We start from the raw sequence: 11867 nt of genomic DNA, 5'->3' as shown, positions 1-11867 counted from the left end.
CGGGCGGCGTCTGCACGGCGAACAAGGACACCGCTCTGTACGCGATGAACAACCCGTTCTCGGATGTCGTGGGGTGGGTGGACGCCGGTCGGCCCGTGATGGCAGGTAGTGGGACAAATCCGGAAATGTTGCGCGTGACCGATGAAGCGGGGGACTTCCTCGGTTACGTCCGGCGGGCCGACATCGACTGCTGACGACCGCGCTGACCTGCGCCGCAGGGAGGAAAAGGGCGGATCGGACACCCCCGAGTGAGCCGCGCCATATGACCTACGTCATCTGCGAAGCGCGGTAGTAGGCGCACGCCGGGCCCGGGGGCAGTCCGGCTTCGCGGTGGTGCCCGGTTGCTCCGTACCCGGGTAGTACGTCACACCTTTGCGTGGTTCGCCGGGGGCGCCTAAAGCTGTGCGTCGTTCCGGGCAGCAGCCGGGACGGCCGCCGGCGGGATCCGTCGCCGGGGCCTCACGACGCACCATGGAGTTCACCCCCGCATGAAGATCAAGAGCACCCGGACCCTCGCCGCCCGTCTGCCCCGCTTCTCCGTCGCCGGCATCGCCGGTGCCGCGGGTGTGGCCGCCGCGCTGACCCTCGTCCCCGCCACCGCGCACGCCGCCGAGCCGGCCGCCGCCCCTGCCTCCGTCACGACGGCCTCGCTGGTCGGCGCCAAGGGCTACGCGAACAACCTCGACGGCTGGATCCGCGAGTCCCTCGACATCATGCAGGCCAAGGGCATCCCCGGCTCCTACGACGGCCTGTACCGCAACATCATCCGCGAGTCCTCGGGCAACCAGTTCGCGCAGAACAACTGGGACATCAACGCCCAGAACGGAACGCCGTCCAAGGGGCTGCTCCAGGTCATCCAGCCGACCTTCGACGCCTACCACGTCGCGGGCACCTCCACCGACCTGTTCGACCCGGTCGCCAACATCACCGCCGCCGCGAACTACGCCGCCGCCGTGTACGGCTCCATCGACAACGTCAACTCCGCGTACTGAGCCGCCTGAGACCGGGGGGCCGGACCGGACGACGACGCAGGCCGCCGCGGGCGGCGAGGAGCACCACATGCACGGCAACAGCGACGACATCACGACCCCCGACTACGGGCCCCCGAGCGTGCGGGGCTCCCGGCACCGGCGCCGCGGCAAGGCACTGCGCTGGGTCGCCTGGGGAGCCGCGGGCCTCGTCCTGGCCGGCGGCGGAGGAGCCGCCTACGCCTGGCAGCACCTCAACGGCAACATCAAGGGCACCGACGTCGACGCCGCGCTCGGCAAGGACCGCCCGGCCGGACGCCACGACGGCGCCATGAACATCCTGCTGCTCGGCTCCGACTCGCGGGCCGGCACCCAGGGCCGCTACGGCTCCGGCATCACCGGCGCCCGCGCCGACACCGCGATGGTCCTGCACGTCGACAAGTCGCACCGCAAGGCCTCGGTCGTCAGCATCCCGCGCGACACGATGGTCGACCGCCCCGAGTGCCGGCGCACCGACGGCGGTACCGCCCCGGCCGCGTCACAGGCGATGTTCAACGCGTCCTACCAGGTGGGCGGCCCCGCCTGCACCGTCAAGACGGTCGAGCACATGTCGCACGTCCGCATGGACCACTACCTCGAGGTCGACTTCAAGGGCTTCCAGAAGCTCATCGACGAACTCGGCGGCGTCGATGTCACCACCCACAAGTCCATCGACGACCGGTACAGCGGCCTCGCCCTCGACGCGGGCAAGCACCGTCTGGGCGGCAAGCAGGCCCTGGAACTCGTGCGCACCCGGCACGGCGTCGGCGACGGCAGCGACCTCGGCCGCATCCAGCTCCAACAGGCCTTCGTGAAGGCGCTGATCCAGCGCGCCCGCTCCGTCGACCCGCTCGGCGACCCCGCCAAGTCCTACGGCCTGATGGACACCGCCACCAAGTCCCTGAGCGCCGACTCCGACCTGGCCTCGGCGAACAAGCTCCTCGGCCTCGCCAAGGACCTCAAGGGCATCAGCCCCGACCGCACCCGCATGCTCACCCTGCCCGTCACCTACGACGCGCAGGACGCGGGCCGGGTGCTCCCGCTGCCGAAGGCGGACGCCCGGGTCTGGTCCGCCCTGCGCCACGACCGGCCGGTGCCGAAGTCGGCGACCCACGGCTCGGTGGGCGACAGGACGGACTCCCCGCTGTCCTCGCAGGCCTGAGGACCGCTCCCGCACGGCTGGGGCGTGTTCCGCCCCGGGGGTCAGACGCCGCCGCGCTCGCGCGGCAGCTTCTGGCCGGCCTCGACGGCCACCGGCAGCCGGTTCCCGGCCGGCGGCAGCGGGCAGGTGGCCAGGTCCGTGTACGCGCACGGCAGGTTCGCCGCCCGGTTGAAGTCCAGGACGACCGTGCCGTCCTCGGCGGGCGGCGCGATCGCGAGACTGCGGTTGGCGGCGTACGTCGTCACCCCGGAGGTCGCGTCGGTGAACAGCACCATCAGCGCCCCCGCACCGCGCCCCGGGAACGCGGTGAGCGACAACTGCCGCCCGGCCAGCTCGAACTCGACCCGGCCCGGCGCGTCGTAGACGTGCTCGAGCCCCTCGACCGCGGCGCCCACGGTGGTGGGCCGCGGCGCGTCGAAGGGGACGTAGCGGCCGGTCACGGACCAGCGCGGATCGGGGGCGTACGCGGGAGTGCCCGTGAACGCGGTGCGCAGCGGGGCGTCGGGGTGGCGCGGCCGCACGATGTCGTGGCCGCCCCGCTTGGCCACCTCGATGACGGCGTCGCCCCACTCGACGTCGACACCGCTGCGCTCGGCGAGCACGCCGAACCGGTGCTCGCCGTGCACCGGGACCCCGCCGATCACGACCTCCTCGCCGTCGTCCAGCGCGAGGACGACCCCGTCCGGGCCGGTGTGCCAGGTGCCGGGCGCGTCGGGAAAGCGCTGCGGCCGTGAGTCCAGCCAGTGCAGTCCGGTGATGGCCAGGAACCCGTGCGGGTCCGCGAGCCGGGCCTCCTGGGCGCGCTGCCAGTCCCGCCAGCTCGCCTCGAAGGCCGCGCGGTCCGTCGTCGTCGCGTCGGTCGTCATGTCTTCCGCCTCTTCCGTCTCTTCCGTCTCTTCGTGTGCTGCCGGGTGGCGTGGTGCAGGGGGCGCCGGTGTCAGCCGGCGAGGGAGCCGAGCAGGTCCCAGGTGCGCCGGCGGTCCGCCTCACCGGCGATCCCGGTCCCGGAGAACACCACCTCGGTGGCACCGGCGTCGCGGTAGCGGCGCACCTCGGCCTCGACCGTCCGCGCGTCGCCGATCACGGCCACGTCGGAGGCCCTGCGACCGCCGGAGAGCCCGATGACCCGCGCGTACGACGGGATCTGTTCGTAGAACGCGAGCGCCTCGGTGGCCCGCGCCCGGACGGCGGCCACGTCGTCGGTGACCACGCCGTGCACGAGGGCCACGACGCGCGGCGCCGGCCGGCCCGCCGCCGCGGCCGCCGCCGTGACGGCCGGGACGATGTGCTCCTCCAGGGCCCGCGGTCCCGCCAGGTACGGCAGAATGCCGTCCGCCAGCTCGCCGCTGACCCGCAGCGCCTGCGGCCCCATCGCGGCGACCAGAACGGGCACCCCGTCGTCCGCGCCCGGGACCCGCGCCGGGACCGGCGTCGTGGCGGTGAGCAGCTCGCCGTGGAAGTCGGCCGCTCCGGTCTCGGTCAACTGCCGCAACGCGGTGAGGAATTCGCGCAGCCGGGCGACGGGCCGCTCGAAGGGCAGCCCGAAGCCCGTCTCCGTGAGCAGCTTGGTGCCGAGCGCGAGACCGAGGTGGTAGCGGCCGTGCGTCGCGGCCTGCGCCGTCAGGGCCTGGCTCGCGACGGGCACGGGGTGGCGGCCGAAGACGGGGATCGCCGAGGTGCCGACGTGCAGTCCGGGCACCTCGCGTCCCACGATCGCCGCGAGCTGGGGCGAGTCGGCGCCGAAGGTCTGGCCGAACCAGGCCGACCGCAGCCCGGCGGCCGCCGCCTCCCGTGCGAGCCGGACGGTGGCGTCGACCTGGTTCTCCGCCTCGAACGCGTCGAGGGCTACTCCCACTGTCATGTCAGTCGGAACGGGCGCCGCACGGCCCGGCATTCCGGTCCGCGTGTGACAGCTTCTTTTCAGTCGTGTGTCGTGCCCCGCGGCCCCCCGACCGGGCCGAGGTCCGCGTGCACCGGATGGTGGTCCGAGTAGCGGCTCGGGTGCACCCCCTGAGCGAGCGGTGCGATGCCGCGCAGGAAGACGTAGTCGAACTTGCTGTGCCAGTCGGTCGTCGTCGCGCAGCCCTCCCCGGGCGTGGGCCCGCACGCGGGGTCCGCGTCCGCCGCCACCTTCCACAGCGGGGCGAGCTCCGGCGCCTGCGGTGTCGCGTTGAAGTCCCCGAGCACGATGATCCGTTCGTGCCGGGCCACCTCCCGGGCCAGCACCTCCGCCTGGCCCGCCCGGACCGACTCCTGGCGGCGCTGCGCGAGGTGGGTGTCGACGACGCGCACGGGCCGGTGCCCGACCGTCGTGGTCACGGCCAGGTACCCGCGGTCCTCGGAGCCGCCGTCCGGGTACTCGACGAGCCGGCGGTCCGTCATCGGCGCCGCCGACAGGATCGCCTGCCCGAAGCCGCCCGGACTCCACGGGAAGCCGCCGCAGCGGCCCCAGTTGTGCAGCACCGACCCGTACGCGACGTGGTAGACGAGCCCGTACAGCAGCTCCAGGTGGTCCCGGATCTGCTCCACGTCCCGGACGCACGCCTCCTGCAGGCCGACGACCTGCGGCGCGTACGTCGCGATGTCCGCGGCCCGGCCCGCGTTGTACTCGCGGCCGCCGCACGGATTGCACAGGTTCCACGTCATGACCCGGTTCGCCACGATGCCGCGGGCGGCGCCGGGCGGCAGCGCGGGCTTGGCGATGAGCGCACCGCCCGGCGCGCTCGGCCCGATGACGAGCAGCCCGAGCACACTCGCGAGCGCGGCCACGACGACCGTGCACCCCCGCGCACCTCTCCCGAACACCGTCGCCTCCCCAGCCGTGCCGGTCCTGCGCCCGAGCGTACGCGCCCGCCACTCGTTAGCCTGACAGCGCCGGATCACGGACACGTACGAGGACGAGGACGGGGACATGGCGGAGCAGGGCGAACGGTTCGACGTGGTGGTGCTCGGCGCGGGACCCGGCGGTTACGTCGCCGCGGTGCGCGCCGCCCAGCTGGGTCTGAGCGTCGCGGTGGTGGAGGAGAAGTACTGGGGAGGCGTCTGCCTGAACGTGGGCTGCATCCCCACGAAGGCCCTGCTGCGCAACGCGGAACTGGCCCACATCTTCACCCGGGAGGCGAAGACCTACGGCATCCGGGCCGAGGGAAAGGTCACCTTCGACTACGGTGACGCCTTCCGGCGCAGCCGCAAGGTCGCCGACGGCCGCGTCAAGGGCGTCCACTACCTGATGAAGAAGAACAAGATCACCGAAGTGGACGGCCGGGGCACCTTCCTCGACGCCCACACCCTCCGGGTCGCCGGCCCGGACGGCGGGACCCGCACCATCGGCTTCGACCACTGCATCATCGCGACCGGCGCCACACCCCGGCTGCTGCCCGGCACCGAACGCAGCGCACGCGTCGTGACGTACGAGGAGCAGATCCTCGCGGGGGAGCTGCCGGAGTCGGTGGTGATCGCGGGCGCCGGGGCCATCGGCGTCGAGTTCGCCTACGTCCTGCACCACTACGGCGTGCAGGTCACGATCGTCGAGTACCTCGACCGGATGGCGCCGCTCGAGGACGCCGACGTCTCGGCCGAACTGGCCCGCCAGTACCGCCGGTCCGGCATCGACGTGCTGACCTCCACCCGGGTCGACGCCATCGACGACTCCGGCCCCCAGGTGCGCGTCACCGTCACCGGCCAGGACGGCGTGCAGAAGGTCCTCACGACCGACAAGGTCCTCCAGGCCATCGGGTTCGCCCCGAACGTCACCGGCTACGGACTCGAGAACACCGGCGTCGCGCTGACCGGGCGCGGGGCGATCGAGGTCGACGGACGCTGCCGCACCTCGGTCCCGCACCTCTTCGCGATCGGCGACGTCACCGCCAAGCTGATGCTCGCGCACACCGCGGAGGCCATGGGCGTCATCGCCGCGGAGACGATCGGCGACGCCGAGACGATGGAACTCGACTACGCGATGATCCCGCGGGCCACGTACTGCCAGCCGCAGATCGCCAGCTTCGGCTACACCGAGGCGCAGGCACGGGAGCGGGGTCACGACGTCAAGGTCGCCACGTTCCCCTTCACCGCCAACGGCAAGGCGCACGGCCTCGGCGACACCACCGGCTTCGTCAAGCTGATCAGCGACGCCACGCACGGCGAGCTCATCGGCGGCCATCTGATCGGCCCCGACGTCACCGAGCTGCTGCCCGAACTCACCCTGGCCCAGCAGTGGGACCTCACCGTCCACGAGGTCGCGCGCAACGTGCACGCGCACCCGACGCTGGGCGAGGCGGTGAAGGAGGCGGTGCACGGACTGGCCGGCCACATGATCAACATGTGAGGAGCGCGTCCCCGACGGGACGCACCCCGGCCGATCCGCAGGGCGGTCCGCACGCGCCCGTGCGCGTGCGGACCGCCCTGTCCGTGCGGCGTACGGCCGGGTGTGTCGGGCGTGTTGCGGCCGGATGGCAGCCGGCGGCGGTCCCTTGAAGACGCGCCGGGCGGTGGCTAGCTTCGCTGCCATGGGGATCTTCGGGCGGTTCCGGAAGAGGCGGGTCGTCGACCTGATGCGCGTCGCCGCCGCGGCGTGTAGCTGACCCCGCCCCGCGCGCACGGCTCACCGCGCCCGCCGGTCCGTCCCGCGGCGACGCGAGCGCCCGCGAGCGCTCCGGCGCGCACCGGCCCGGGACCGGATGTCCACCCGCCCTCCGCACCGCCCCACGAGGAGACGCCCATGCCCGCACCCCGCCCCCGCTTCCTCTGGTACGTCCCCAACACGGTCGAGCCCGGCCACCGCGGCGACGACACGACGACCGGCTGGGGCTCCGTCGAGCACGCGACCGAGCTGGCCCGCGCCGCGGAGGAGCACGGCTGGGACGGCGCCCTGCTCGGCACCGGCTGGGGCCGCCCGGACACCTTCACTCTCGCCGCCACCCTGGCCGCCCGCACCACGACGTTCCAGCCGCTGATCGCCGTACGCCCCGGATACTGGCAGCCCGCGCAGTTCGCCGCCGCGGCGGCCACCCTGGACCGGCTCAGCCAGGGCCGGGTGCTGGTCAACATCGTCAGCGGGGTCGACAGCCCGGCCGCGTACGGCGACACGATCCTCGAACCGGCCGCGCGCTACGCCCGCACCGAGGAGTTCCTGCACCTCGTGCGCCGCCTGTGGACCGAGGAGCACGTCACCTTCCGGGGCGAGCACTACTCCGTCACCGGGTCCACCGTCGCCCCGCGCCCCTGCGACGCACCCGGCCGCCCGCACCCCACGCTCTACTTCGGCGGCGCCTCCCCGGCCGCCGAACGCGTCGCCGCGGCCGAGGCCGACGTCCAGCTGTTCTGGGGCGAACCCCTCGACGGCGTCGCCGAACGCATCGCCCGGCTGCGGGAGTTGAGCGCCCGCCTCGGCCGCAGGCACCGCCCGCTGGAGTACGGGCTGCGGATCACGACCGTCGTGCGGGACACGAGGGAGGAGGCCTGGAGCGCCGCCGAGGAGAAGGTCGCGAAGATGGCGGCCGGCGCGGGCGAGATCGGCTCGTGGTCCGGCAACCGGCGCACGGCCGTCGGCCAGCGCCGCCTGCTCGACCTCGCCGGACGCGGCGACGTCCTCGACACCTGCCTGTACACCGCGCCGGGCCGCTACGGCGGCGGGGGAGCGGCGACGACCTGGCTCGTCGGCTCACCGGACGACGTGGCCGGCGCCCTCGCCGCGTACCGGGCCCTCGGCATCCGGCACTTCGTGCTCTCCGACACCCCCTACGCCCGCGAGACGCGCCGGATCGGCGACCGGCTGCTGCCCCTGCTCCGCGACCCGTCACCGGCACGAAACCCGGATGCGGCTGCGGTGGGGCGCGCCTAGGCTACGCGCGCGGGACGGGGTGGCGTGAGGCCGCGCCGACCACCGGGTGGACGGAGACCCACCGGATGACCAGCCGACTGTTCGCGATCTGCTTCCGTGCGGCCCGGCCCGCGGACCTGGCGGAGTTCTGGGCCGCGGTGCTCGGCCGGCAGGCCGTCGTGGGGACGCGGGGCGACGCCGAGGTGCTGCCCGCCGGTGCGGACGGGTACCTGCTCCGGTTCGTGCCGGGCCAGGAACCGAGGACGGGCCGCAACCGGGCGCACTTCGACCTCACCAGCAGCTCCGCGCAGGACCAGCGCGACACGGTGGACCGGGCCCTGGCGCACGGCGCGCGCCCGCTCGACGTGGGCCAACTCCCGGAGGAGGGGCACGTCGTGCTCGCCGACCCGGACGGGAACGAGTTCTGTGTGATCGAGCCGGGCAACGCCTTCCTCGCCGGGACCGGCGCCGTCGGCGCGCTCGCCTGCGACGGCACCAGCGCGGTCGGCCGCTTCTGGAGCGCGGCCCTCGGCTGGCCCCTGGTCTGGGACCAGGACGAGGAGACCGCGGTCCAGGCGCCGGACGGCGGCACGAAGATCACCTGGGGCGGCCCGCCGGTGGCCCCGAAGCACGGGACCAACCGGCTCTTCCTCGAACTGGAGCCGCCCGGCCCGACCGAGGCCGACCGGGCCGCCGAGGCCGACCGTCTGGTCGCGCTCGGCGCGACGCTGCCCGGCGCCGGCGGCCCCCGGTCCGACGGCGCGCTGCTGCTGCTCGACCCCGACGGCAACGAGTTCACCCTGCGCGCGGGTTGAGCGCGCGGGGCCCCTCGTGTGCCCCGTCGCCGCAGGGTGTGAAGGACGTGTGCGCGGCGGGAGGCGGCCCCGATCCCGTGCGCGCACCGCGTGCTAGCCTGCCGCCGGCGTGTTCGATCGTGGACATGCCCAACAGGGCGTACGGGGGAGACGCGGTGGGCTCTGACGGCTACCAGGTCAAGGCGGGAATGACCGGCCAGGCCCGGCAACTCGACGACGCGGGAACGGACATGGACGGCGTCGCCTCCGTCGTCAAGTACCGCACGACCTACGGGTACGACGACGCGGGCGGCGAGGACGCCGCGTCGGCGATCAACGCCTTCGTGAAGGCCTGGGAGGCCGAGGCGAAGACGCTGGCGTCCGCCCTGCACGAGCTCGGCGCCAAGGTGCAGTTGTCCAAGCAGACCTACCACGGCACGGACCGCGGGGTGCGGGACGACGCGGACGGCGTCGCCGTCGGCACCCTGAGCGGTCTCACCGGCGCTTCGGCACAGGGCGGGCGCTCCTCGGCCCTGTCCGCCTACTGAGGACGGACCGGTGTCGTTCTTCACCTCCCCTTTCGAGTCCCCTTCGTTCCGCCTCGCGTGGCTGGCCGGCCTCTCCAAGAAGATGCTCGCCGCCGGCAGCAAGAACGAGCTCCTCGACCTCATCGACGACGCGCTCTCGGTGCCCGCCCCCGGCGGCGACCCGGGCACCCTCGAAGGCCTCGCCACCCTCTACCGCGGCCGGCTCGACGACGTCGGCAGCATCCACGACCAGGTCGACCACGTGGGCCGCAAGGGCCTCACGGAGGTGTGGGTCGGTGACACCGGGATCCGGGCGTCCGACGCGGTGAACGCGGCGGCGCGCGCCGTGACCCAGATGAGCGAGGCCTTCCAGGGCGCGGCGTCGGTGCTCCTGACGCTGGCCGACGCGATCGGCGCCGCCCAGCGCGACGACGAGCGGGGCCGCGGACAGCTCCTGGAGCAGAAGAAGACCCTCGGCGGCAAGGACGGGTTCTTCGACGACCTCCACGAGAACGACGAGGAGGAGTGGGACCGCAAGAACGCCGCCCACTTCGGCTCGTACGCGGTCGACCTGATGCACGGCGCGGTCTCCGACGCGCAGGAGGCGACCCGCGTCGCGGCCCGCGACCTGAACAAGTGGGCCTCCGAGGCCCGCGCCGGGAAGATGGGCACCAGCGAACTCAGCGCTGTCGACAAGATGATGCTCGCCGACACCGGCGTCGCCGGCGCGGACGCCGAGCTCAACGAGATCCTCACGGCGGGCGACCTGGAGCGCGCCTCGGCCCGGATGGATCTGCTGAGCCTCGACGACGAGACGGCGATGGAGCGCATGCTCGCGTCGTCGAGGACCCCGCAGGAGCGGGCCTACCTGATGAAGGCGCTCGCCGCCGGGCACAGCGTCGACGAGATCGGCGCCTTCCAGGCCAAGATCCACGACAAGGACCCGGCGTGGATGCGCCGTCACCTCACGCCGGTCGTCACCGCCCCGGACAGCATGGACGACGAGGGTCTCGCCGCCGACGGCTCGAACAACAACAAGGACGAGGTCAGCTTCGACGGCCAGCGGTGGATCCAGGGCGGCGACGGCTCGGAGGGCACCTGCGTCGCCTCCTCCACCGTCACGTCCCGCGCCATGGTCGACCCCCTCTACGCGCTCGACCTCACGGGCGGCCCCGACGGGCAGGAGGACGACCCCGAGGCGTTCAAGCGGCGCCTGGTGGCCGAACAGCACCGGCTGCACACCGAGGGCGACGGCGGCAAGAACTGGGGCGGTATGGGCCCCGAGGGCCAGGAGCGGATCAACGACGACGCCGTCGGCGGGGCGACCGGCACCGACTACCAGCGGCAGGACCTGGACAGCGCGGCCGACCGCAGGGCCGTGCTCACCGACGTCGAGAACTCGGTGGCGCAGGGGCGTCCGGTGCCGGTCGACGTCTCCGGCGACAACGGCGCCCACGCGATGACGATCATCGCCCAGGAGGGTGACATGCTGCAGGTGTACAACCCCTGGGGCACCACGACCTGGGTCAGCGAGGACGACTTCATCAACGGCCACATGGGCAAGGCTTCCGACAGTGATCTCCCCAACGCGTACAGCGTCTACCTTCCGAACTAGCGGGAGCGGTGCCGCACTCGCGGCCGCCGTCGCGCTCCTCGCGCTCGTCACGGGCTGCGGTTCCGGTTCCGACTCCGGCTCCGGTGAGCCGGACGGCGGCGCGGCGAGCTCCGCGAGCCGTCCCGTGGACGACACCAGCATCAGTGCCGCCCCGGGCGAGCGCTTCACGCTGACCGTCGACCAGAACGCCTCCACCCGCGACTACTGGTACCTGGTCGGCCCCGAGCCCGACCGCGCGGTGCTCGTCAGCCGCGGCACCGAACACGCCGCGCAGGACGGCGACAAGGCGCCCGGCTCCGGCAGCCCGCTCACCTTCGCGTTCGAGGCGAAGGGCAGGGGTACCACCCGTTTCACGCTGCTGCACTGCACGTTCACCACCTGCCAGGGCAACACCGCGACACGGCCCCCCGAGACGACCGGCCCCTCCGCGAGCCCCTCCGCCGGGGGCTCCCCGTCGCCCTCCCGGGCGCCGCAGCGCATCACCTACACCGTCACCGTCGGCTGACCGCGGGCCGAGCCCCGCCGCAGCCCGAGCCGACCCCCCTGACACCCGAGGTCCCGCCATGAACGACGACGCCCCGCACCCGCAAGGCCGCACGGACGACGAGCTGGCCCGGCTCGACCTCACGGTCCTGCTGCGGTACGGCCTCACGGCCGCACCCGGGCCGCGCCGCACCGCCCTGTTCGGCGACGGCGCCGCGGCCGCGGCCGTCGTCCTCGACCGGCTGGCCACCGAGCCGCGCTCGATCGCCTTCCTCGCCGACACCGTCCGGGCCGGCGGCCTGACCCTGGCGTCGGACCTCCCCGAGCCGCTGCCGCGCCCGGAGGCGGCCGCCCTGGTGCGGGAGTGGCTGCGGGCGGGCACCGAACTCAGCGGTGGCGTCACCGCCGACGACAGCGCTGCCACCTGGCTGCACTCCGTGGCGACGATCGTCGAACTCAAA

13 protein-coding genes are annotated in these 11867 nt (G+C 73.6%); 10 read left to right on the top strand and 3 right to left on the bottom strand.

All coding sequences use genetic code 11. The annotated features are described in order from the left end of the window. The 3 genes from GTW43_RS38020 to GTW43_RS13965 form a co-directional block, all read left to right on the top strand. On the top strand, positions 1-194 hold a 194-nt coding region (locus tag GTW43_RS38020), incomplete at its 5' end, for a hypothetical protein (protein WP_237536588.1). Positions 195-488: 294 nt separating this feature from the next. Then, a complete protein-coding gene (locus tag GTW43_RS13970) occupies positions 489-992 on the top strand; it encodes a transglycosylase SLT domain-containing protein (protein ID WP_161302038.1) in 504 nt (167 codons plus the stop codon). A 67-nt stretch (positions 993-1059) separates the two neighbouring features. Continuing rightward, complete coding sequence (locus tag GTW43_RS13965) at positions 1060-2169, top strand: LCP family protein (protein ID WP_161302036.1); 1110 nt, start codon at positions 1060-1062, stop codon at positions 2167-2169. 41 nt (positions 2170-2210) lie between these two features. Here the strand turns inward: GTW43_RS13965 and GTW43_RS13960 are convergent, their stop codons facing one another. The 3 genes from GTW43_RS13960 to GTW43_RS13950 all read right to left on the bottom strand — a co-directional run bounded on the left by GTW43_RS13960 (position 2211) and on the right by GTW43_RS13950 (position 4938). Then, complete coding sequence (locus GTW43_RS13960; protein WP_161302034.1) at positions 2211-3035, bottom strand: DUF1684 domain-containing protein; 825 nt, start codon at positions 3033-3035, stop codon at positions 2211-2213. 71 nt (positions 3036-3106) lie between these two features. Continuing rightward, positions 3107-4030: a TIGR03564 family F420-dependent LLM class oxidoreductase gene (locus GTW43_RS13955; protein WP_161302032.1), complete on the bottom strand. Its 924-nt coding sequence runs from the start codon at positions 4028-4030 to the stop codon at positions 3107-3109. 59 nt (positions 4031-4089) lie between these two features. Further along, complete coding sequence (locus GTW43_RS13950; protein WP_343245999.1) at positions 4090-4938, bottom strand: endonuclease/exonuclease/phosphatase family protein; 849 nt, start codon at positions 4936-4938, stop codon at positions 4090-4092. 142 nt (positions 4939-5080) lie between these two features. Here GTW43_RS13950 and lpdA point away from each other — a divergent pair, with 142 nt between their 5' ends. From lpdA to GTW43_RS13915, 7 genes are all read left to right on the top strand, one after another. Continuing rightward, a complete protein-coding gene (gene lpdA, locus GTW43_RS13945) occupies positions 5081-6493 on the top strand; it encodes a dihydrolipoyl dehydrogenase (protein ID WP_161302028.1) in 1413 nt (470 codons plus the stop codon). A gap of 393 nt (positions 6494-6886) precedes the next feature. Continuing rightward, positions 6887-8008, top strand: a complete 1122-nt coding sequence (locus GTW43_RS13940) for an LLM class flavin-dependent oxidoreductase (protein ID WP_161302027.1) — start codon at positions 6887-6889, stop codon at positions 8006-8008. A 65-nt stretch (positions 8009-8073) separates the two neighbouring features. Then, on the top strand, positions 8074-8802 hold the full coding sequence (locus GTW43_RS13935; RefSeq protein WP_161302025.1) for a VOC family protein: 729 nt from the start codon (positions 8074-8076) through the stop codon (positions 8800-8802). A gap of 125 nt (positions 8803-8927) precedes the next feature. Continuing rightward, on the top strand, positions 8928-9329 hold the full coding sequence (locus GTW43_RS13930; protein WP_202501419.1) for a hypothetical protein: 402 nt from the start codon (positions 8928-8930) through the stop codon (positions 9327-9329). Positions 9330-9339: 10 nt separating this feature from the next. Then, entirely contained in the window at positions 9340-10923 is a 1584-nt protein-coding gene (locus GTW43_RS13925) for a peptidoglycan-binding protein (RefSeq protein ID WP_161302024.1), read from the top strand. A gap of 124 nt (positions 10924-11047) precedes the next feature. Further along, on the top strand, positions 11048-11428 hold the full coding sequence (locus tag GTW43_RS13920; protein WP_237536587.1) for a protease inhibitor I42 family protein: 381 nt from the start codon (positions 11048-11050) through the stop codon (positions 11426-11428). A 58-nt stretch (positions 11429-11486) separates the two neighbouring features. After that, positions 11487-11867, top strand: a 381-nt coding sequence (locus tag GTW43_RS13915) for a hypothetical protein (protein WP_161302020.1), incomplete at its 3' end; no start/stop codon positions are given.

It is taken from the genome of Streptomyces sp. SID5785 (assembly GCF_009870065.1).
In the GTDB taxonomy this organism is placed as follows: Bacteria; Actinomycetota; Actinomycetes; order Streptomycetales; family Streptomycetaceae; genus Streptomyces.
This window is presented reverse-complemented; position numbering and strand designations above follow the sequence as displayed.